General features: G+C 40.2%; 22 protein-coding genes and 1 tRNA gene. 10 read left to right on the top strand and 13 right to left on the bottom strand.

All coding sequences use genetic code 11. The features are described from left to right. Positions 1–14: 14 nt before the first annotated feature. Both HC246_RS04605 and cobS read right to left on the bottom strand, forming a co-directional pair. On the bottom strand, positions 15–800 hold the full coding sequence (locus HC246_RS04605; RefSeq protein WP_169362369.1) for a hypothetical protein: 786 nt from the start codon (positions 798–800) through the stop codon (positions 15–17). 61 nt (positions 801–861) lie between these two features. Next, complete coding sequence (gene cobS, locus HC246_RS04600) at positions 862–1,614, bottom strand: adenosylcobinamide-GDP ribazoletransferase (protein WP_169362368.1); 753 nt, start codon at positions 1,612–1,614, stop codon at positions 862–864. Between the two features lie 210 nt (positions 1,615–1,824). Here cobS and HC246_RS04595 point away from each other — a divergent pair, with 210 nt between their 5' ends. Further along, positions 1,825–3,093 (top strand): S41 family peptidase, encoded by a 1,269-nt coding sequence (locus HC246_RS04595; protein WP_169362367.1) that lies wholly within the window; start codon positions 1,825–1,827, stop codon positions 3,091–3,093. 139 nt (positions 3,094–3,232) lie between these two features. Here the strand turns inward: HC246_RS04595 and HC246_RS04590 are convergent, their stop codons facing one another. Beyond that, positions 3,233–4,567, bottom strand: coding sequence for an FAD-binding oxidoreductase (locus tag HC246_RS04590; protein ID WP_169362366.1), 1,335 nt, complete (start codon positions 4,565–4,567; stop codon positions 3,233–3,235). 96 nt (positions 4,568–4,663) lie between these two features. On the opposite strand from HC246_RS04590, the gene HC246_RS04585 reads away from it, so the two are divergent. Continuing rightward, entirely contained in the window at positions 4,664–5,626 is a 963-nt protein-coding gene (locus tag HC246_RS04585) for an RluA family pseudouridine synthase (RefSeq protein ID WP_169362365.1), read from the top strand. Positions 5,627–5,656: 30 nt separating this feature from the next. On the opposite strand, the gene HC246_RS04580 is transcribed toward HC246_RS04585, so the two are convergent. From HC246_RS04580 to HC246_RS04570, 3 genes are all read right to left on the bottom strand, one after another. After that, a complete protein-coding gene (locus HC246_RS04580; RefSeq protein WP_169362364.1) occupies positions 5,657–8,506 on the bottom strand; it encodes a cyclic nucleotide-binding domain-containing protein in 2,850 nt (949 codons plus the stop codon). Positions 8,507–8,687: 181 nt separating this feature from the next. After that, entirely contained in the window at positions 8,688–9,524 is an 837-nt protein-coding gene (gene rsmI, locus HC246_RS04575; protein WP_169362363.1) for a 16S rRNA (cytidine(1402)-2'-O)-methyltransferase, read from the bottom strand. Between the two features lie 85 nt (positions 9,525–9,609). Continuing rightward, the gene (locus HC246_RS04570) at positions 9,610–9,933 is read right to left on the bottom strand and encodes a phasin family protein (protein WP_126387680.1); all 324 of its coding nucleotides are present in this window, start codon (positions 9,931–9,933) and stop codon (positions 9,610–9,612) included. A 279-nt stretch (positions 9,934–10,212) separates the two neighbouring features. Between HC246_RS04570 and HC246_RS04565 the strand changes: the two genes are divergently transcribed. Further along, a complete protein-coding gene (locus tag HC246_RS04565) occupies positions 10,213–10,695 on the top strand; it encodes a peptidylprolyl isomerase (protein ID WP_169362362.1) in 483 nt (160 codons plus the stop codon). 41 nt (positions 10,696–10,736) lie between these two features. On the opposite strand, the gene HC246_RS04560 is transcribed toward HC246_RS04565, so the two are convergent. The 5 genes from HC246_RS04560 to HC246_RS04540 all read right to left on the bottom strand — a co-directional run bounded on the left by HC246_RS04560 (position 10,737) and on the right by HC246_RS04540 (position 14,594). Next, positions 10,737–10,919: a hypothetical protein gene (locus HC246_RS04560; RefSeq protein ID WP_169361591.1), complete on the bottom strand. Its 183-nt coding sequence runs from the start codon at positions 10,917–10,919 to the stop codon at positions 10,737–10,739. A gap of 5 nt (positions 10,920–10,924) precedes the next feature. Further along, complete coding sequence (gene hmpF / locus HC246_RS04555) at positions 10,925–12,613, bottom strand: pilus motility taxis protein HmpF (protein WP_169362361.1); 1,689 nt, start codon at positions 12,611–12,613, stop codon at positions 10,925–10,927. Between the two features lie 277 nt (positions 12,614–12,890). Continuing rightward, entirely contained in the window at positions 12,891–13,919 is a 1,029-nt protein-coding gene (locus HC246_RS04550) for an ABC transporter permease (RefSeq protein WP_169362360.1), read from the bottom strand. Then, positions 13,919–14,104, bottom strand: a complete 186-nt coding sequence (locus tag HC246_RS04545; protein ID WP_169362359.1) for a hypothetical protein — start codon at positions 14,102–14,104, stop codon at positions 13,919–13,921. Before HC246_RS04545 ends, HC246_RS04550 begins: the two co-directional genes overlap by 1 nt. 82 nt (positions 14,105–14,186) lie before the next feature. Continuing rightward, positions 14,187–14,594, bottom strand: a complete 408-nt coding sequence (locus HC246_RS04540; RefSeq protein WP_169362358.1) for a GIY-YIG nuclease family protein — start codon at positions 14,592–14,594, stop codon at positions 14,187–14,189. Positions 14,595–15,062: 468 nt separating this feature from the next. On the opposite strand from HC246_RS04540, the gene HC246_RS04535 reads away from it, so the two are divergent. The 7 genes from HC246_RS04535 (at position 15,063) to HC246_RS04505 (ending at position 19,110) form a co-directional block, all read left to right on the top strand. Next, positions 15,063–15,551, top strand: a complete 489-nt coding sequence (locus HC246_RS04535) for a flavin reductase family protein (protein ID WP_126387694.1) — start codon at positions 15,063–15,065, stop codon at positions 15,549–15,551. Between the two features lie 119 nt (positions 15,552–15,670). Further along, positions 15,671–15,776: transfer RNA gene (locus tag HC246_RS04530), tRNA-Gly, on the top strand. A 461-nt stretch (positions 15,777–16,237) separates the two neighbouring features. Next, on the top strand, positions 16,238–16,375 hold the full coding sequence (locus HC246_RS04525; protein WP_169362357.1) for a hypothetical protein: 138 nt from the start codon (positions 16,238–16,240) through the stop codon (positions 16,373–16,375). After that, positions 16,356–17,159, top strand: a complete 804-nt coding sequence (locus HC246_RS04520) for a hypothetical protein (protein ID WP_169362356.1) — start codon at positions 16,356–16,358, stop codon at positions 17,157–17,159. Before HC246_RS04525 ends, HC246_RS04520 begins: the two co-directional genes overlap by 20 nt. Positions 17,160–17,292: 133 nt before the next feature. Beyond that, positions 17,293–17,643 (top strand): SHOCT domain-containing protein, encoded by a 351-nt coding sequence (locus HC246_RS25405; protein WP_211167627.1) that lies wholly within the window; start codon positions 17,293–17,295, stop codon positions 17,641–17,643. Between the two features lie 125 nt (positions 17,644–17,768). Continuing rightward, a complete protein-coding gene (locus HC246_RS04510; RefSeq protein WP_169362355.1) occupies positions 17,769–17,954 on the top strand; it encodes a hypothetical protein in 186 nt (61 codons plus the stop codon). 370 nt (positions 17,955–18,324) lie between these two features. Beyond that, a complete protein-coding gene (locus tag HC246_RS04505; protein ID WP_169362354.1) occupies positions 18,325–19,110 on the top strand; it encodes a restriction endonuclease in 786 nt (261 codons plus the stop codon). Positions 19,111–19,187: 77 nt separating this feature from the next. Here the strand turns inward: HC246_RS04505 and HC246_RS04500 are convergent, their stop codons facing one another. Further along, on the bottom strand, positions 19,188–21,221 hold the full coding sequence (locus HC246_RS04500) for a hypothetical protein (RefSeq protein WP_169362353.1): 2,034 nt from the start codon (positions 21,219–21,221) through the stop codon (positions 19,188–19,190). A 630-nt stretch (positions 21,222–21,851) separates the two neighbouring features. Next, positions 21,852–22,997, bottom strand: coding sequence for a site-specific integrase (locus tag HC246_RS04495; protein ID WP_169362352.1), 1,146 nt, complete (start codon positions 22,995–22,997; stop codon positions 21,852–21,854). Between the last annotated feature and the right edge of the window lie 114 nt (positions 22,998–23,111).

Here is a 23,111-nt window from a genome sequence, read left to right as displayed (position 1 = left end):
GAGATAGGAAAATATTAAATGGGAAGTCCCAAGAAAGACTTGATTAAGTTGGTGCTTTCTTGAGCTTTTTGGAACCAATCGCTACTATTAGATAATGATGTCAAGTAAACAGATATCTTTTGTCCTGAATCGAGAACCACATAGACTGGATTTACTGCGATACTATTGCTTGATGCTGATTCTAAAATGATAACATCTGAAATTTGCTCTAGAGGATATTCAGACGATTTGTAACCCAATAAACCTTTTACTTCCACCTTCAATTTTTGAAGATTTTTGTCAAATGTACAAATCCTAACCTGAGCAACAGTAAAGAATATCAATAAAGTAATTGGGACCCATAGGAAAAACCAAATTAGTAAAATTGCACTTGGATATAGAGTGATTGAGACTGATTTCTGTTGACTATTTCGCAAAAAATTATTGATTTGGGCAGCCATTGCACTTTCGCTAAAAGAACTACTTCCGCCTCCCCATCCCTGACCTAATGGAACGATACCCTGCTTGGTATTAATTTCAAGACGGTGGGATATTTCTTGCTTGTCATATTTTTGTCTGACCTCAGCACCTAGCAAATCGTTAAGTGGAATTTGAGTTGTGCGTGTTCCTAGCGTACTAATAGTTGTTTTTTGGCACAAATCATTGCTTGAGCCTTGGCGTTTGCAGCTAAAAGAGTTGATGTCTATGAAAAAAATACCAATCAAAATACCAATCGTAGGGAATATGGCTGTAAATAGCCACAGTCCGATAGGTCTACTGTAGAACACCAGTCTCCTAGGTGTTTGTTCTAATATTTTCATAGCATTAAAATTTTAGCTTTTAATCTCCATAATATAGCAATCTCAAAAAGATTCAGGAACTTTATAAAAAGGCGATCGCACATAAACTCAGAGCTTCTGTCCACTCGACGATCGCACCGTAAGTATCGCCTGTATGCCCACCGAACTGGCGATTAAACCATGCACCAATGAGCCATGCAAGGCTAAAACCGATTATCGTTATACCAATTCCTAAATAGATTGCATGGAAAAAATAGGCGATCGCTAAATTACTCATTGTCAATAGAATTGCCACTAGCCACACCTGCCATTGATGCAAATCCTCTTGATGAAATTTGCCCTTACCGATCGCTTTGAGATAGGGATAAGCCATGATTGCTCGTAACTGTCCCCACCTTGCCCAAGCCCAAACATTGGCTAAAATCCAAAATCGCTGATCTCTAATTGCCGCAAGCGCAACTACTTTTAAAAGCAAAATGGTGATCGCTGCCATTGCGCCAAAGGCTCCCGTATGACTATCCGCCATCACCTCAAGGCGACGATTGGGATCGGTAACAGCAAGCCCGTCGGCAGTATCCATTGCCCCATCGAGATGTAAACCGCCCGTAATCAATAATCCTAATAAAATCGTAAGTAGCGATCGCAGATAAATAAATTCAGGCGTAGGCTTAAGAAGTCCTAACAGGAGATCTAAGCAGGCGATCGCACTACCGATAAAAATCCCGATTAGTGGCGCATAGACAGCAATTCCCCGAAAATCGAGCATTCCCTTGGGACGTAGGGGCAGACAGGTATAAAAAATTAAGGCTGCTTGAAATTTCCGCCAATGCTGCATTTGGATCAAACTCTATAAATTAGAAAAGCCACTTTGTGGGCTTTCTAATTTATAGCTGCTGTCAGCCAGATTAGGACGTAATATCCAGAGAGTTGCGGCACTTCGTGCCGCAACTCTCTGGATATTAAACCTTAGGAACGTTTGCGAGCGAAGAAAGATTAGCTAGGATAGAGGCAATAGTTTTTTGCATCGAGAGTTTGCGTAGAGAGCATGATAAAACAGCGTCGGATTTGGTCTTGGCTTGTGATTGGTTTGATGGCGATCGCCTTGCAATTTTTCTGGATTGGCGGGGCAAATGCTGCGGTGACAGACTATTTGCAAGAACAAAAATTCCTCACTAATGTTTGGCAAATCGTCAACCGTTCCTATGTGGATTCGGATTTTAACCATCAAAACTGGTACAAAGTACGTCGTCAATTTATCAATCGCAAATTTAATAGTCGTGAAGATACCTATGCGGCAATTCGCGAAATGCTCGCAACTTTGGATGATCCCTTCACCCGTTTGCTAGAACCAGACAAATTTAAAAGTATGCAGACCAGCACATCGGGGGAGTTAACAGGTGTGGGCTTGCAAATAGTTGTCGATGAACCTGATAACAAGGTGACAGTGATTGCACCGATTGAAGGTTCGCCTGCGGATGTGGCGGGTGTGAGATCGCGCGATCGCATTGTTGGCATTGATAACATTCCCACTAAAGGCTTGTCCCTTGATGAATGTGCTAACAGAATGCGTGGAGCGATCGGCTCTGAAGTGAAGCTGAGCCTAGAGCGTCCTCTTGCTGATAGCAAAGGATTTGAGCAGCTTGATGTGGTGATTAAACGCGATCGCATTGCGGTTACACCAATCATTGCTAAGCTCAACCAAGAAGAAAATCATAAAGTCGGCTATATCCGCTTAAATCAATTCAATGGTAATGCATCGGCGGATATGGAAAAGACCTTGAAGAAATTTCAATCTCAAGGCGCAGATCGCTATGTACTTGATCTACGCGGTAATCCAGGGGGACTATTTGATGCAGGTTTACAAATTGCGCGGATGTGGATTCCTGAAGGAACTGTCGTTTATACCGTAGATCGTCATGGCGTGCAAGAAAGTTTTGAAGCCAAAGGCGATGCCATTACTAAGGCTCCGTTAGTAGTGCTTACGGATGGTGGCACGGCTAGCGCTAGTGAAATCCTCGCTGGTGCGTTACAAGAGAACGATCGTGCTCAGCTTGTGGGGACAACAACTTTTGGTAAGGGATTAATTCAATCTCTCTATGAATTGGAAGATGGTTCAGGTTTAGCGGTGACGATCGCCAAATACGAAACTCCTAAACATCACAATATCCACAAACGCGGCATCATTCCCGATGTGGAAGTTGAACTTACGCAACCAATCACTCGTAAGCAACTAGGTACTAAGGAAGATCCGCAATATGTGGCGGCGCTATCAGTATTAGATGGAACCTATAAAAGTATGGTCGCCAAATCCTAAGAAAGTAAGCTTAAAAATTTGCTATTAATAAAAGTACCTGTGGCTTCGATTCCGCTCAGCCAACGTTGGCTGAGCGGAGTCGAAGCCATGTGAACATGGTGGGACGTTTTTTCTCCGCTAATTTTTTAGCGTCCCTTTTTTATGACTTCCAAGCTTTCATCTTATCGGGATTCATTAATCCGTAAGGATCAACCATGCGCTTGAAATTCAACTGAGCGTAATCTACGGTTTTCATACCACCATCTTCGAGAATATAGGTATGGGGATTGGCGATGAATACTCCCTGCGATTCGTGGTAGGCAATGATCTCATTGAGGCGATCGCCTGTCGTGAAGCGTACCAATTGAATCGCCGCAGGAATGACCACCCCATTTACCCGAATAAACTCCAAGTGCATAATTACCTCGTCACCAAAATATTCATGCATCCGTTGCACAAGTTCCAATTTCGGATCGTTTAAAAATAGGCTCTGAAGATAGGTAAAAGAGTCATCGGTAGCACGGGCATGGAGTGTCGTGTGATTCCAAGAAAACTCAACAAGGCTGAGTCCTTTACTTGCTTCCTGAGCATTTTTCTCATAGCAAACTTCACCTTGAAATTCCTTAACAAGGCTGAGAAATGGTTCGCGATCGCTTTCAGCAACAAGCACCAATGCACAATGGGAATCCTTGGGAATATAGCTCTGTAAAGCTGTGAAATAATTGCTACTTGGTGCAGCATGGACACTAATCAGCTTTTTGATAATGCCATCACTATTACCAAGAGCCTGCCCAAATCTTGCCGCAGTCATGAAGTCCGTAAAACTAACTACAAACTCTGACCAGCCATAGGCGGTCGCCAAAGGAACTTCTAGTTCTGTAATAATGCCATTTGTGCCATAGGCATGATTGACCTTTTGGACATCATCGCCTCGCAACTCGATAATACGGGGTTCATCTTCGAGGGTAACGACACGCACAGCGCGTAAATTTCCGCGATCGCGCAATTGTCCATATAAAACCGAACCAATACCGCCACTGCCGCCAGCAATAAATCCACCAACGGTAGCAGTTCTAAAAGTTGATGGAACCATCCGCGATTCCCAACCAATTTCTTGGGCTTTTTTATCAAGGGTTACCATTTTTACGCCTGCTTCCACACAGGCTAGTCCTGCTTTTATCCATTTGATTGCTTGTAGGCGAGAAGTTTCTAAAATTATCCCACCACGCATCGGCGTGCATTGTCCATAGTTTCCTGTTCCACTACCCCTGACAGTCAGAGGGATTTTATATTTCACACAGGTTTGGGCAATCCTCAATACTTCACTTTCGTTACTAGGTCGTACCACGACATCGCCAACTTTTCCTGCTAACAATGGAACGAGGACGGGACTAAAGTGTGCATAATCTTCCGAAAGTTTCGCAACTTGTGCAGGATTAGTAATCGTCTCAATACCTGATACTTCTTCTAATAGATTTTCTAAAGATATTTGCATATTTATATATTTTCACTATCCCACTATTCTATAGCGGATCTATAGCGGAAAGAAGTAAAGCTAATGCTAGACTGGAAAGCGCTATAATGATTTTCTATGAACTTAGAGATAATTCCTCCAGAAAATAATCTTAATTTGATTGAAGTTACGTCAGAATTAGCTAAACCAGAGCGCATTGATCGCTTTTTAGCGCAGCATACGGATTTATCGCGATCGCGAATACAAGCCTTAATTGATGAAGGTTATGTCACCGTTAATGACGTTACTTGTAATAACAAAAAGGACTTAATCAAGGCAGGCGATCGCATTCAGTTAATCACCCCAGCAGCAACACCTCTAGATTTAATTGCTCAAGAGATTCCCTTAGATATTCTCTACGAAGACGAGCATTTGATTGTCATTAATAAACCTGCGGGACTAGTCGTACATCCTGCCGCAGGGCATAGTGATGGAACCTTAGTAAATGCTCTCTTAGCTCATTGTAAGGAACTATCAGGCATAAATGGAACTCAACGTCCGGGCATCGTACATCGTTTAGATAAAGACACAAGTGGCGTGATGGTGGTGGCGAAAAATGATCGCGCCCATCAGGATTTACAAGCTCAGATACAGGCAAAAACAGCACGACGGGAATATTTAGGAATTGTGCGTGGAGTTCCCAAAGGTCAATTAGGGGGTGAATCAGGAGTGATTGATGCGGCGATCGCTAGACATCATAGCGATCGCAAAAAAATGGCAGTGGTCGAAAATGGACGCAAAGCCGTTACCCATTGGCAAATTAAGGAACGCTTAGGCAATTACACCCTCGTTAAATTTGATTTGGAAACGGGACGCACCCATCAAATTAGAGTGCATTCAGCATATATGGGCTGGGCGATCGCAGGTGATCCTGTCTATGGACATCCCAATAAAGAAGTTTCGCAATATCTCTCAGGTCAAGCTCTCCACGCATGGCGGTTGACCTTTACGCATCCAGTCTCAGGCGAACTCATTGAAAATATTGCGCCATTGCCCGAAGGCTTTGAGAAGCTACTGACCGTCTTGCGGCGTAAAAGATGAGTAATGTTCTGCGCGGAGCGCAGGACATCATCACTTTATTTGTCCGAGAATTCTTTGTAAACGGCTGCTCACAATTGATAGAAGCGTACTAGACAATAGAGGATTGCGTTGGAGCAGATGCTCAAGATCGCGATCGCTCAGAGTCAAAACCCTAGCCTCGGTACTTTCTACCGACACGGTGGCGGTGCGATTGGTCTGGGTCAATACACCCAACTCACCAATCGTCTCACCCCGTGTACATTGATTAACAACCTTAAGCGAACCATCCTCTTGTTGCATGATCACATCGACTTGTCCATCGATAATAATCAGTAACTCATTACTATCATCCCCTTCCCGACAAAGGACTTCGCCTTGGGCAAAGCTTTGGGGCTGACAATGCCGTGCAATTTCAATTAAGGTATTGATATTGATGTGATGGAAGAAGCGAGTTTCAAATAAATATAGAGCTTTCTCTAAGGTGGTTAAATTTCTAGGCTCAGATTGATTCTCGCCAACTTGCATTACCGCTTGGGCAGTTTCCGCCAAAATTGAAGTCGCATCCATACCTTTTTGTAATATTTCTGTGGCGGCACGCTGGGCTTTAGCCAAATCAATGGTGCTTAGAGCCTGTAGGCTTAAGGCTTGCACCAAAGGCTCAACATCTTCATGTAAGAATCTTTCCAAGACACTAATTAGGGTTCCAGTCACATCTTCAGGCAAGATTTTTGCTGTTGAGATATCTACGCTTGTTTCAGTTGTCTGCTCAATGAGATTGATTACATTCTGATGAAAGCGATCTGACCAAAAATGCTCAGTTCTCTTTTTATCTAAAACTTGTCTGAAGGTAATTGGTGTCAGTAAATTGATCGAGTTGATAATTTGAGAAACCATTGCGCCATCCCCTAATACCTCCACGATCGCCATTAGTTTATTAATGACCGCTTTTTCGCGATCAATCAAAATATTACGGAGTAATTGGTAGACAGAATTACTAGGATCGGTTGGCAAGTCCTCTAAATTAATCACCTTAGAATGGAGATTCCATAAACCTTGCAATAGCTGTTGAGCATTTTGGGCTAAGCTACCTTCTTCACCTAAGATTTCATCAATGATTAGCTCATCCTCTTCATCGCTGATTTGATATTCCTGTCTGAGAGCGGTAACGCGATCTTTTTTCTGGTTTAACGCTTCACTGATGGGGATACCACTATCAACCAAATCAAAAATCAAAAATTCTAAGTTCTTGCGATAGGCATCTAAACGCAACCGTTTTTCCAATGTAAATTGCCGATCAGGATTAAAGAGTGTGGGATCTTCAATACCTAAACTAGCAAGCATTGCATAATGCTGATCGATATCGATCTCTAATTCTTTACGAAGTTCTTTGAGTAAATTCTCTTCCTTAGAGCTGATAGTGCCATCATCCAAAGCCTCAACTAAAACACCACGATATACTTTTTCGCGCTGTTCTCGGTTAACTTCAGGCAGTACTTTTGCCAATACATAGACCTCATCGGGTTTGAGCTCATCCGTACCCCGTTGTAAAAATTTCGACATGTCGAGACCCAATTTCTCCAATTGGCGACGGAGTTTATTTGCTAATCCCTCTCTTTCATACTGTTCAGAAGTGCGCCAGAAAGTTTGAGCAAACCATAAACCGCTTACTAAAACTGTAAAGCCAGTTAAAAGCCTCTCCATCGGTGCAGGTCGGCTGATGAATATCCAAAATATGTTCCAAGCAACTACGGTGAAAATTGTAAAAATTTGGTGCAATATCTGGTCGTTAGTTAGTTTTTTCCCATTCTTGTGGAGATGCTGACGATAGAGCCTTTCACTAAGCTCTCCCAACATATACCCCCCAAAAGTAAATACTGCTAGGGTCAGAGGTGCGGCAATCAATTTGGGAATTGGTATGGCTTGATTGAAAATATAAAATCCTGGGCTGAGAATCCTAGATATCTGTCCATCTTCGTGCGACCAGATGCCAGAGTAGAGGTAATCCCAATTGCCAGCATAGAGAAAGTAATAAAAGAAAAAACCAAATACTAAACCTAAATATCCGTAATAGAGAAGTTTGCGATCGGGACGCTCGATCTGCTCCCAATAGGATCTCTCAGAGTCAATGTCAATGCAAGGATTTTGGCAAGCGACACAGGCACTTTTTTCCTTGCCCGTTGATTTGTCAAATTCGCGGCACATGGACTGAGTAATGCTTAACCTTTGTCCTAAGTGCGATTGGCTATCGAATAAACCTCTGGTTCCTGTGAATACGATTTGGACTGGAGCCATCGGACAAAAATATTGACACCAACTTTTACCTGCAAAGAGATAACCAACAGCGATCGCTGCCAAAATTGTGAGGATTAAAAAGATGGCTAATGCTAGGCGATCAGAATTAACAAATAGAATGCGAATGTTTATTCCTAGAAAAAACAAACCAAATTGGAGATATAAATGATTTTTGCCTAACCAAGAATTCTTATCGACGCTAAATAGTTGATAACGAGTTTTTCCATTAGGAGAGGTGATTTTTTGCTTGCGTTGAATCCCTAATGCTCTGGGAATTTGTGAGAAAAAAGATAAGGGGCAAATACGCCGCCATACCTCATGCCCAAATACAAAAATGGTGATCAGTCCTGCGGGGATAATGACTGACCAGAATAGCCTTGCTCCAACGCCATAGGGAGTTTCAGGTTGACAAATGCCTTGAATCTTGACGCATTGAGATGGATCTAAATATTTGTTGGGATCAATTCTCAGGGGGCTAGTGAGATTACTAGGATCGCTGAAGTAAGGTGAAATCGGATCGTAGAGAAGAGATAAGATGAGGATCAACCAACCAGCCGCAAGAACTAATTTAATGACATGCATTTTTTGTTCTGACAACCTACTGAGCATAAAACCTCCAGATTAATGTGGCTGATTCTCAATAAATAGCATAGATGAGTCTCTACTTTTGTTGATTCTAAGTAATAAAAGTTCAGGCGTGATCTATTTATCCAAGAATAGAATGGCGGCGCTTCGCGCCGCCATTCTATTCTTGGCTTTTGATTTTTGTCCTAACACAAGGCAACGATCGCTATAGCGTCAGTGCTAACTGATAAATTTGGCGACGGGGTAAATCAGCTAGCTCTGCTAATTGCCGACTAGCATCCGATCGCGAAATACCAGCATCAATCAAATTTTGTAACTCTTTTAAAATTACTTCCTCCGTCCATACATGCTTTTCACTAGGTTTCGCGCCTTCTAAAACTAATGTGAATTCTCCTTTGGGGGCATGATCTGTGAAATAGGCGATCGCCTCTTCGATGGAGCCGCGCCAAAATTCCTCATGGAGTTTGGTTAATTCCCTTGCCACCGAGATGCGTCTTTCTTTGCCAAAACTCTCGGCTAAATCTTCAAGGGTACGCAATAACCGATGTGGTGCTTCATAGAGAATCATCGTGCGAGTTTCCGATCTCAAAATTTCTAGGCGATCGCGGCGTTCCTTTTTATCCGTTGGTAAAAATCCATCAAAGCCAAAATACTGGGTCGCAAAACCTGAAGCTGTCAAAGCGGCAATTCCTGCGGTGACTACGGGGATGGGGACTACGCGCACCCCTGCGGCAATGCAACCTTGTACTAGTTCTACTCCGGGGTCAGAAATTGCGGGCATACCTGCATCGGTGACTAGGGCGATCGCCATACCTTGCTGTAATTTCTCGACTAATTCAGGTACGCGCTTATGGGCATTATGTTCGTGATAACTGGTTTGGGGTGTCTCAATCCCAAAATGATGCAGGAGCTTGCCCGTATGCCTTGTATCTTCAGCAGCAATTAAATCCACCTGTTTGAGCGTGGCGATCGCCCGAAAAGTCATATCCTCCAAATTACCAATCGGCGTTCCCACCAAATAGAGAATTCCTGAAGCTTCCATTAATTAATATCCATATATAGCAACCGAATATTTTTGTTAAAAGTGTTGCAATGCAACACTCTTAACAAAAATATTCGGTTTTGATCTAGCGCCACTGTTTATTTTCTAATTCGCGTACTTGACGCTCAAGGCGATCGATTCTTCCCCGCAATTCATCCATTTCATTTTGACGCGGTACACCCAAATCCTGCATCACATTGCGAATTTGACGCTGAATTAAAGACTCTAAATTTCCCTGTTCCGACTTAAGGCGATCGGCAATATCATTAAACATCTCTGCGGCTTGCTCTGGATCGATCTTGCCATCCTTGACCCAATCTTCGCTAGCGTCCTTGATCTTTTCCAGCACAATCGAAGTTGTACCGACACCAAGCATTAATAACTGCTTCAGCAAATTATTGCTATCCATAACCCTACGCGATCCTTAAAAAAGACGATCTATCTCTCCATCATACTCCTCAAATTGAATAAGGGGCTTACAGCAATTTCCTCTCAAACGAACCAGAAGAAAAAATTTAAAAGTGTTGCAAAGCAACACTTTTAAATTTTTTCTTGGTTTGGGTTTGAGCGCAAAGCGCTGTAAAGATCATGCGATCGCAACACTTTTGATGTTTACAGACATTTGCCCCAGCGATTGTTATACTTTAAGCTGCTCTAACCTTGCAAAAAATTTTAGGTAAGTTTATTTATGATCCGTGCTGTAATTGAGACCGCTAAGGGAACCATGCGTGCTGAGCTTGATGACCAACATGCCCCCATCACTGTGAAAAATTTCGTAGACCTCGCCAAGCATGGTTTTTATGATGGATTAACTTTTCACCGTGTCGAACCTGGTTTTGTCATTCAAGGTGGCGATCCTCTCGGTAATGGTACTGGCGGATCAGGCGATCACATTAAGCTAGAAATCTGGGCAGAAGGTGACAACGAAGCAACAATTGGCAATGTTTTGGCTCGCGGTAAAAAGCCTGTGATCAAGCACAACAAGGCTGGCGTATTCTCTATGGCACGTACTAATGACCCCAATAGTGCCACCAGTCAATTTTTTGTGACCCTTGGTGATGCATCATTTTTAGATGGTCAATATGCTGCTTTCGGTTACACCGATGATGTGGAAGTTGCTCAAGCCATTCGTCGCGGCGACAAAATTATCTCAATCAAAATTGAAGATTAAACTCAAAAAGAAAGGGGGCTTAGCCCCCTTTCTTTTTGAGTTTAATAGCCACTATCGGCAACACACATTCCTTGACACTTAATCCCATTGCTAGCAGTACGTAGACAATGTTGGCAGAGGATTTGTTCAGACTTAATTTCTCTAACATTTTCTGTACTTTGCTGTCCTTGAAATTCTAGAACTTCAAGATTAGTCGTAGATGCATTAGAACAGTCAACTTTCATAGAGTCTATGCAGCAACTAAGGTTTGAATGACAGATTGTAAGTCAGCGAGAACTTGTGAAGAATTGCTGCCATTGGCTATGACACCTAGATCCTGAGCCGCAGCTTCTAACTGTGGACGCAAGGTATCCACGATATCCTGTACAGGTCTCAATAGTTGTTCTTGTGCACTAATTTGCCCTAACAACTCTGCCACAGCTCTAATCCGTTCTTGTTGTTGGGCTTCGGCTGTGCGAATAGCTTGCTCCTGTTGCAAATGCTCTTGAGTCTGCTTAGCCAGCATTTCTTGCTGTTGTTGTGTATAGTTTCTGACAGCCTCAATCTGGCTCTCCATTTTCCGCAACTCCTGCTCTTGGTGGTTCTTTTGCGCTTCGATTTGGGATAACAGAGGTAATAAACTTTGAACTGGGCTTGCTTCGACATTAATACCTTTGCGTCGATCTAAAATCGCCTTTTGCTGATTAAGGAGTGACAGTCTCTCTTGCATCCCACGTCTCATCCCTGAAACGCTTTCTTCAAGAAGTTTGTACTGCTCCTCAGCAAATTCTTTATTACTTTCTAATTCGATTTTGGCAAACTGGTCAGCAGTTTCGACCTGACTCTGCAAATCTGCGATTTCTCCCTCTAGTCCCGCTAACTCATCTTCTTGAGCACCAATATAGTTAGTTAATTTATCAAAATCTGCTTGTAACGCCTTAATGGTTGACTCTAGCTCCTCAATTGGCATTGACTGGAGGCGGTTTTCTTCCTCTGGACTGAGGACTTCCATGCTACCAGGACCACCAAATGCCTCGATCGCACTAGATGTTTGCTCATAGAGATCGATTTGAGCATCGAGTTGCACCCTAGACATCGCCATATTATTCTCTTGCAGTTTGAGAATACCGCGTTGAGCCTTTAACTCTGCCTGTGCGTCTGCTAGAGCAATTTGAGTTTGCTGCCATTGATTTTTACGGGCATTCAACTCTTCTGTCGATTTGTTGAGAATGCTCTTTTGCTTTTCGGCTTCATTTTTTAAACTATCTAAGTTTTGCCAAAAGCTCGTCAGTACTTCCTGACGCTTATTAATTAAATCGAGGGCACTATGAATTCGATCCCTAAGAGAATCTGGATTGGTAAAACTAGATGATAATTGACCGATGAGATGTTTGAGATGTTCGGCTTGATCAGAGGTGAGCGCGGCTGCCTTAGCTTCAAACTGTCCGCGCTCAGCTTCGATACTTTTTCTTAACTGTTCAATTTCACTACGTTCTTTAGCAAACTTATCCTCTAACTCCTCAATTTCTTGCCGTCTTGTATCAAGGTGTTCTAGCTCTAATTCCTTTTGTTCTAATTCTTGCTCACGACGATGCAACTCTTGGCTCTGAAAATTGAGAGATTGCTTCCATTGTTCAACTTCTTCTTCCGCAGATTTATATTTGTCTTGCGAGCGCGAAAAAGCCTGCAAGATATTGACAATTTTTTTAGAGGCATCTTGGATACTTTGTACTTGGTTACTTGCTGTAACTTCAGCAATTACCATCTGGCCATCTTTAAAATCTTTAGCTTGACTCGAATCTTGAACCTGTAAAACTTGCTCATTCGTAATCGGCTGCCAAACGTTTTCACCCGTATTACGTGCCAGTAGACGGACAGACGAGTTACCACCTAATCCAAAAGCTGCTTGAGTTTTTTGAAGTTCCGCTAAGTACTGCACGCTGAATATACTCCTATTTTGCTGATGCTAACTTTCAGATTGACATGACGAAAGAGCAAAAACCCGTCATAGAAAATACAAAATAGTCTAGATCCTCATCTCATACTACCTAATTGCATGAGTTTTTTGGCGACATATTTGAAGACTTTTTGGAAATTCTGAGGCTGTTGCAATCTGAAATCATGCTAAAAGTTACTGACTGAAAAACTGATACTAAAACTGTTATGGGTCATAGGTTTTGTCAACCTTATACTTGCTAGAGCAAACTGCCTAAAGCTTATTGCCTAATGTTTTTGGGGTCAAGCGCATCACGCAAACTGTCTCCTAAGAGGTTAAATGATAGCACCGTTAACACGATCGCTAATGCAGGAGTCCACACTAGCCAAGGTTGCAGGATCACAATCGAAGCGTTAGTAGACAAAGATAGCATATTACCCCATGACGGATCGGGAGGTTGGATGCCTAGTCCAACAAGGCTTAAGACAGCTTCTACGACAATAAATCGGGGGATGTCGAGAGTTGCCGAAATAATAATGAAGGTGATGGTTTGAGGTAAAACATGGTTCACAATAATCCGCAATGGACTTGCGCCTGAGGCACGAGCCGCCAAAATAAAGGTTTGCTCTTTGATGGACAATACCTGTCCACGAATGATTCTGGCTAGTCCTGCCCATGACACAAAGGAAATAATCGCAATGATTAACGCGAATCGTTGAGTATTACTGATTTGGGGAGGCAAAATTGCAGCTAATGCTACTAATAAATAAATTGAGGGAACTGACATTAAAATCTCGACGAAGCGCATCAAGACTACATCTAGCCAGCCGCCAATATAGCCAGAAATACCACCAACAAGGCAACCGATCGCATAGGAAATAGTCGTACCGATAAAGCCTATCAATAGACTAATTCTGCCGCCATGCAGTAAGCGAGTTAATTGATCCCGTCCTTGTTCGTCAGTTCCTAGTAAGTTTAGCTTTCCTTCACTAGTAGTCCTAAATAAGTGTCCACCATGGAAAATCTGAATCTGTGATGGTTTGGTATAGTCAACGATCAAGGCGCGATCGCCTGTTTCGAGATCGACCTTACCTTGGGTGGTGGGATAGACATGTGCGCCAATATATTGACCTTGGCGATCATGCCAATGTATTTGCGTAGGTGGGAGCAAAGCGGCATTTTTTACCTGTTCGTTGACTCCGTAAGGCGTTACGAAATCAGCAAATAGAGCCGCCGCATAAAAAATAGTTAAAATCGTGATTCCAATCCAAGCGAGAGGATTGGATCTGAGCCTTTTCCACCAGTTCATTAAGAGCCTTTAAGTGCTTTGAAGAAATTTTTGCGATAGTTACCATTCATGACAAATAGGACTGGCCAGAGTAAAGCAAGTCCAATCTGATTACCCGAAAAATCGGTGCGTTGAAAACCTTGCAAAAATTTCACAACGCCAAATATATAGGCGACTAGTACCAAAATTCCAATTAGCTGTGGCATATATCAATCTCCTGATGATTAACTATCTAATTTAGCATCAACAAATAGGCTCTAGCGTTGGCACATAAATCAAGTCCTTGACTCATTGCATGAGTAGATAAATAAAAGCAGCGATCGCCAGCAATAGCAACAAGGTATAAATAATCACGCGTCCCCACACGGCTACAAATAAACATAGTAGATTCCAAAAAGTGACTCTAGCCGTACCATTCCACGCAGGACGAAATTTTGTGATTTCTGATTTTTCATAGGAAGTGATTTGGCTATCTGCTAAAACCTTGTAATGTAGTCTACCAAAGGGGTGTAGTAACTTAAATTGTTGATAGCGATGATGGTTTGTCTTCCAACGATTGCGGAGATTTTTAGCTTTACCCACATACAGCACGATCCACAGTGCCGTAATGTAATAGACCCCTGCATCTTGAGGTAACTCTTTTAATTTTTTAACGGGCTTTGATGGCAACCAAAAAATACGCATCCTTTCGAGCATAGGTAATTTCTTATCCTAGAGTCCTGATTCCCAGAGATTTTGTTACTTTTGAGTAATTTCACTCATAGTTGAGCTATAACTAAATTGTTTTGCTTAAGTAATCTAAATCAACTAGTTAGGTTTTGCTTATATGTCAGATTTTAATCGCGGCATCATGAAGTTTGAAAATGCCGATAGCCCTTTATCAATCGTGCTATCGAGCGTTGTTGTTCTGAGTGCGATCGGGTTCCTGCTCTGGTGGGGCTTCCAGACTGCTTACGTCTAGTATTTTGACCCTGAATTGACCCTTATTTGTACATTTAATTTTTTGTTTTTAAGGATTTTAGCTTTGCTAATGCCCTTGAAATATTCTTAGAGTCAAGAAAAAGGCGACGCATTGCGTCGCCTTTTTCTTATGTCTTAACTTGTGTCCGTCTGAAACGGTAAGCTAAAACAGACTTCCTCAATAGCTAAAATCCAATCTAAAAAATGACCGAAACTATTTCCCAAAATGAACAACTTGGAGCTGCGATCGGGACAATTCCCAGTGGCTTGTTTATCGTTACTTCTCAACAAAATGGTGCAACGGGTACGATGCTCGCTTCTTGGGTACAACAAGCAGGCTTTAATCCGCCATCTGTAACTTTTGTGGTTGGTAAAGGTAGACCAATTGAGTCATTCTTAACTGTAGGTAGTCCCGTGGTGATTAATGTTGCTGAAAAGGGACAGGGAAAAATCATTGGACATTTTGCGAAAGGCTTCGCACCCGATGTCGATCCTTTTGATGGTGTTGATACGGCAACTGCTCCTAGTGGTCAGCTTTATCTCACCGAGGCGATCGCTTATCTTGATGCGACGGTAACTAGTAGCCTTGATGCGGGTGACCATACGATCATCTTGGCAACAATTAATGCAGGCGATCGCCTCCGTGAAGGTGAACCTGCTGTCCACACACGCAAAAATGGCTTCAAATATTAAACAAACTAAAACTCCCGTAGGGAGTTTTAGTTTGTTTAAAAAAGTAGTTGACATTAGTTGCAATGTTTGGCATATTAATAAAGCGCAAAACGCAAAAGCGCACAAAAACAACACCAAATGCGGGTGTGGCTCAGTGGTAGAGCATCTCCTTGCCAAGGAGAATTCATCCAATCTGTAACGCTCTATTCACAAAGGTTTTACAAATTACAAATATTTTCCGTACCAATTCCGTACCAACTCCTTAATAGTAAAGCATTTCAAGCGTTAAGTAAAGAGAAATGATTGCTAGTAAGGGGTTTTTTAAGGGCTATTTATATAGGTATTTTTTATAATATCCCGTAAATCTATAAGAAAATATTTATGCGAAGATTTCAAGATATTGACTATCTTGATCCTATAGTGAGAAAGCTAGACTCGCGACAAGACTAAAAGGCAACCATAGAAATAAAGTGATGCTTCTAATAATAAGTATAAATACTCATTCAAGCTGTATGTCCTTGTAAAACAAGAGTAGATCGTATTTATTCTATGAGTACTTATACTGAGCAAGGTTAAGATAGGTTACTAAGATGCAAATTAAGATAATAATCAGTTTAATTTTTTATTTTTCGTAACACCGTAGCGTTCTTTTAAAGTTGGTTGTATTGTTTATCTAGGTAAAGTTATACAAAAAGTTTAGGTAAATTATGGTCAACGATGATGCTGTCAGGAAGTCTAGTAAAAAAGCTACAGGTGCTGTGAGTGAATACGTTATCAAAAAGATGACAGAGGAAGATGACCAGAAAAAAGCAAAGCCCAAAGTTGATGAATCCAAATCCATCTAGAGTATTACGCTTGTTTGCTGAGACTCAAGATCGCTTATACGATGGTGACACTATCAAGAAAGCTTTAAGTCAGATTGCTAGACATACTAAAGATAAGAAGGTAATAGAAAACTGTGAGGCGATTGCAGAATTATTACAAATTGAGTTTGACCAAACTTTTGTAAGAAATGATGTCAATCAACATTTTGATGCTGTTAAAAAGCTTCAAAATCATGGTGTTTGGGTTAAGGACAAGTATAAGGAAATTAAGCTATATACGGATAATTGCGATCCTAAGTGGTTTTTTGCACTGCAAGAGGTTACGGATGTTCAGTTAGATAGGCTTGGACAGTTGGTTTCTCTTCTAAGTGCTGTTCCTGATATTTGTGATCTTAACGGTAATGTAATCAGACCCAATGATCTGGTTATTTATCCATCTCAAGATGAGGAGGGTAGACCCTATGAACACTACGGAATTGTGAGGGCAACTCATCAGGGCTATAGCATCGCGCACTTCTTTACAATTGAGACTATTAGACCTCAAGGACGAGTAGCAGAAGTTGGGTTAGGTTATGTCTATTTCTCTCCTTACAAAGCTGAGTGGCTATTTAAAGAGCGTCCTGAATCTGTTTCTGACAGCCAAATAGAGGCGCGTATAGATGAGTCAAGAAAGAAGTTCATTGCAGCTAAAGATAAGCTATGGAATAAGTTGCTTTATAACTGTGAGCATTGGGCTAGAGAGATGGTTTATGGTGAGGCTAGGTCAACTCAAGTTGAAAACTTACGAACTAAGAAAAGCACATAGAAAAGAGACTATGTGAGGATTTTGGAATAAACAGTACAAATAGAATTTGAGAACTAGGATGCTACAAAAAGGACTTATTACATTAGTCGCAAACCCTAACCTAATTGGTAAATTCTGCGAGTATATAGGCTCTATGCCAAATATAGAATCGCCTACTATGGGTGGTCAAGTTTTTTGGGATACTCTAACTTCTTATCAAGGTTGGCGGTTGCAAAAGAATAAACTCACTGGTCATTGTAGATTACTTGATCCTAATGACATTAGAAAAGCTTGGGGATCTTATTCAGCTATGAGTGATGCTTTTAAATGGTTGATAGGTGTTGAACAAGAATCTTTGAATGAAAGTCAAACGGTTTATCTTGAAGCACCAAATAATACTGATATCCCCAACCAAATTAGACAACTTGGTGAACTACTCAAAGATGGTTTATTAACTCAAGAAGAGTTTAATCAGAAAAAGAAAGAGCTACTCAGTAGACTTTAGTTTTTTCTATGTAGATTTAATCACAATCAGCATTTTTGCCTAAACATAGAAGAAAATATTTATTCTGTGTAGCTTTTACTAACAGTTTGTAGTAGTGTTGACATGAATTTAACGTGAATTTTACAATGTCAAAACAACAACTTTCTTTCTATGGTGCTTGTGTATTTGCTGCTTTTGGTATTTTCTTTTTTGTGGTAGGTGGTTGGTCAATTGGGTTAGTTGTACCGCAGCTTATTGAAAATGCTAATATATCCCAGATCAAAGGTCTTCTCTGTTTTATTGTAGCTGCTATTCTTTACTCAAACACATAAAAAGCTGCATAGAAGAGAAGGGGGATTTCATACAACAAACTAATCCTTCTCTTTCTGTATTTGTTTGCATTTTAAGACTTGCACGACTGTTTGCTTATGTTCTTACATTTGAAATATTCAAGAGCTTACAAGGGCTAAAAATAGCTATTTCTGTTAATATTTGAATAGACCATAGAAGAGAAACAAGTTAACCCATTACTTTATAAAGCTTTGAAGTGCTTAATAAAAAATCTAGATATCACCTAGCTTTAGAAGTACCAGATAACAAAACTAGTAACAAGTTGGCTATCACGCTTATTGGTTGCTTTACCCGACTATTTATGTGATATTTACCTTACAGAAATTATATCTACAACACTTCCAATTAATTATGCCTACACCTTCAACAAGTGACTTACCCAAGCCTAAATCATGGGATGAATTCGAGGATATTGTATGGGAAATTTATACTCGTCGTTGGCAAGATCCATATGCACAAAGATATGGAAGACATGGACAAGCTCAAAATGGTGTTGATATCTACGGTAGACAAAGTAATTCAGATAAAAATATCGCAGTTCAATGTAAACGCTTTGAAGATAAAAGTTTTAAGCCTACAACAATTACTTCAGAGGTTGAAAAGACAAAAAAGTTTACCCATCCAATTAGTGAATATCTCATTGCAACTACGACCTCCAGAGATACAGAAATACAAAATTTTGTTATGAAATTAACTCAGGAAAGAACATCGGAAAACAAATTTCCTGTTCATGTAATTTTTTGGGATGATTTATGTAGTTATTTGGCAGAGCCGAGTAATTATGACTTGCTCAAAAAACATTACCCAATCTGGGTAGAAATCTTTAAAAAACCACAGGATGCAGGGTCTGTTACCTTGTCAAACAGAATCAAAAAAATATCTTTTTGGCAGAATGAGATTGATAAATGCAATAATGATGATGATATTCATTCATTCTTTCAATCTCGAACATACGCAGAGCTAAATGAGCTATTAACAAAAGAAGAGAAAGAAGAAATAAGCAAGCTTTCCCAAGTTGAAGCAACAGAAATTATAGAATCTGGGGGTATTACTCATATTCGTACACCATCTTCTAGACAGTTTGATTTTTATAAAAAAGTAATTTTTAGGCTGGAGTGCGAATGGAACATTATTTAGCACTTACATAGACCATAGAAGAGAAAATAGTCAACTCATTACTATATATGGCTTTGAGTTGACTACGATGGCTCTATCTATTTATCTGTCTCACGTCGCAATCTGTCCAAAGCTAACGCCTTCTCATCAGCCGTAACACAAGCTTCAGGCAAAGGAAAATTGGAATAGACATACACCTTGCATCGTTCAGTGTTTACTCTAGATCTACCTATAGCCTGTCTAAGTTCAGTCTGAGCAATGTAAAAGTGGATACTCCTTAAATCCTGATTGTTATAAGTGCTAAAGCGAAACCTAAACCCATTGTGAATGACAATCTGATTCTCAAACTCATAACTGTCAATAGACATATCAAGTAGCTTGGCATACAGAAAGATCGCGATAGGGTTTATAAAGAAAGTTCCCAATACATTAATGTCTTGACCTTTTAGCTCATCATATCCAGACACTTTTCCAAAGTGCATATCATCAACTATATTCACCTCTAGCTCTCCAAGCCTTTTTTTGTGCTTGGCAAGAGTGATTGTAGGCAATGAAGATGTGGGAATTAGCGCTGAAATATCATCAATATCTTTAAGATGTTCTGTAAGTGATGAACTACTAAATGAATATGTTGCGTTTTGCAAAATCACCCCAGTAGGCTGAACATCGCTAAAATTGTAGAACCGTAAACGATTACCACAGAGACGACGATAAATAGCTTCATCTACTGTCGCCGAAAGAATAATAACCTTCTTGTCTGTAGGTAATTTATGCCTGTTACCAAAATGAATGATGTTGTTTTCAACCTTGTCAATCAAGTAACAACTAGATTGAAAGAACTGTAAAACGTTGGTACTGTAGTTATCGCAATTATCAACTACTTCTTTTTGGATAAATTCAAAGTCCTCAAACAGCGACAAATCTACAGGTGTATGACTATTAAGATCGGTTTGCCCAATCTCATTAATCAAATGTGTAAGCTTATCCTTAACAGTTGCATCAACCATCTTATTTCTAAGTTGTCTAAGCTCTGTTAGGGTAGTCTTGCCATTGGACAAAATGGTTTTAAAAGGATCTTCATCAAAAATAATCGTTGTGTGTTGCCATTCCTTATAGTGCAATGCCTTATTATGCGTAGTAAGCACAGTGTCATTAGAGTTATAGCAAGCTGACATATCAACGTTGTAGCGTTTAACTGTAGTGTTTGTGGCTGATACACCTAGAAATCTATTAGCTGCTGAGTATGCACCTATACGGTAAAGAATATCTAGCTTCTTTTTAATCTCTGTAGGTAAGTCCTTAGTGTCAGGTGTCACTTTATGATCTACTTTCATTCTGGTTGACACTTCATCTTTTAGAGCATGATCTGGAAATGCTAGAAGTACGTTTTCTAGAGAAGTGCATAGTTCCGTCTTGCCTATTGCGGTAGCAACCCTGAACACATGGATATTAGTATCTGGTGTTGTAGTTACTTCATTGAACTTGTTTATAAACTCTTGTCTTACTTCATCTACAGGTTTACCTTGATATGGCTCTACTCTTACAACCTGACTCAATGGTGTCAGTAGATTTATGTAAGTCCAGTCATTAGAATGTGGTGAAAAATATTGTAGATCGATAGGTATATAACCATAATGCTTTCCATAGTGATTAATCACTGTAGGCAATACCTTTAACCTGTATATAAAGTTTGGGTTGTCTTGTAAAGCCTGTTGAAACTCAACTGTATCTTTGTAGAGTTCTAACATTGTAGCTAGTGACTTCTTGTAGATAGATACACCACCATGAATCAATACCAGATTAGTAGCTAGACCTCGATAGATATGGTAAGGAAGCCATTTACCTGTAATCAGTTCATCTAGGATCTGAATATGGTTACTAAGTTGACCTATATCAATTTGCTTTAATTCAGGTTTTGTGTGATTTCCGTTATCTTCTACATTATTTATATAGGACTTACCAGATTCCACACAACTTTTGTCATAGCGTGTTAGATCTTGACTGTAATGGTTTGGATCTCTTTTTGTAGAGAGAAAGTCAGTAGCTGCATCTACACACATGATGAAAGATTCATACTTGTGTCCATAGAATAAAAATTCAGTATCAACATTATCAATGTAGTTTTGTGCCATAGTTTTTGATTGTTAAAAACATTAAGGAAGTGCAAAGCTGAACATCATTTGTAAAAAATTGATGTTCTGTGGATATATTCAGTTGATCGGTAAAAAACTTGAAAGCTTATTTACTAATCAAATGAAACTTGTTGATACAAATATCCATACAGCCCTATTTCATAGCTGCTTTATTGGTATTTGCTAAAACTTGATCTACATAGAAAGAGAACAAAGTGACATCAGTTCCATACTTTTTCTTCTATGGTCAAGTGTCTGGTGAGCAGACAGATATTTGTTTGTTTAAAAATATTTGTTTGTTTAAAAAATCCCTAAAATGCTTAATCAACTTTAGAGTAAGCCATGTAGCGCGTTGCCTACAACTTAGGTGACAGGTCTATCTATCCTGTCTTATAGATAATGAGAAGCGTTTTCTCTATCTTCTCTTAGGGCTTCACTTTGCTGCCTTTCAGTGAGTAAACAATAGCAATCCTAATCTTTACTATCAATGTGTGAGAACCGACCATGATAGGGGGAGAACCGATCATTGATTTTATATGCTGTTTGTTTAGTGCGATCGGTAAATTTCTTTGCGATCGATAACATAAAAGACTCACCAGAATTAAACCTAGTGAGCCTTGCTATCAATGTTTAACTAAAGTCAGGTAAAGACGGTCTATTTATAACGTGACCATACGTCTGCATAATCATTGTTGTGTCTGAATGCCCCAGAAGATAAGCTACAGAAGTAATAGGCATATTAGCTTCTAAAGCCATTGATGCGAGTGTGTGTCTAGTTGTATAGGGCTTACGATATTCGATCCCTAGCCCTGCTAAAACGACTTTCCACTGTCTCGTTGTAAAGTTCTTGTCATCAATTGCATTGCCATTGGGAGAAGTAAAAACTAAATCCTCAGGATTAAGATTGCGACATCTAATCGCAAGCATTTCAGTTAACCTAGCTGTCATTGTCAGAAAACGGATAGATCCTGTTTTTGTTTCTTTTCTGACACGATGTTTACTAGCTGTCTGTCCTTGATCTCCTCTAGCTAAGACTGAACTAATGACAATCTCATTACGAGTAAAGTCTACATGTTGACGCTGAAGCCCAATAGCTTCTGAAGGTCTAACACCAGTCAAAAATAAAAACTCAATGTAATCAGCATAAAAACTATGCTTGTACGCTGAAGACTTTGGACAATAAAGGTTATTGCGAAAAGCGTTAACTATTGCCCTTACCTCCTCATGATTAAAAGGTTTAACCTGATTCTTTAATACTTTTCTACGTTTCAACTTTGAAAAAGGGTTGTCAGATATGATTTTTTCAGAGATTGCCCAATTGAGACAAGATACCAAATAGATCAAAGAACTGTTCCAGATACTAGGGGATAAACTCTCAACCGCTTCATACCAAGAAGCATCAGTAGCCAAAGGATCTGCTTTTTCAATGTAGCGCCTAATTCTAGCGTAGTGAGAACAAAGCGTTCTAGTTGGTAAACACAAGCTCTCAACCCATTTATCCCAGATAGGAAGTAAGAGTTCTTGACTTGGTTTTACAACTTCAGGACTTGCAATGACAGCTACTTGCTTGATCCTATATTTGTTTAGAGTGGGGTCAAAGTTGCCAGACAAAATATCTAGCTCGATCTGTCTAGCCTTTTGCTCAGCTACTTTCATGTTGACGCTTGTGTGTGGCAATCCTAAAGCTAAGCAATATCTTTTTGACTCACAAGACCATCTTAACCGTATGCGATTATCATTGTTTTCTATAGCTATAGTGCCTTTTGGAGTTTTCATTCGTACCAATCCCGTACCAATAGTTAGTTTTTGGTTTGGTTTTGGGTTTAGAAAATTTCGTAAGCGTGTAAAGCAATGTGAATAATGCCTGATATCAATAAACTAAGTCTATGT

It is taken from the genome of Pseudanabaena yagii GIHE-NHR1, assembly GCF_012863495.1.
Taxonomy (GTDB): Bacteria; Cyanobacteriota; Cyanobacteriia; order Pseudanabaenales; family Pseudanabaenaceae; genus Pseudanabaena; species Pseudanabaena yagii.
Note: the sequence above shows the minus strand (reverse complement) of the source record. Positions and strands in the feature narration are given on the sequence as shown.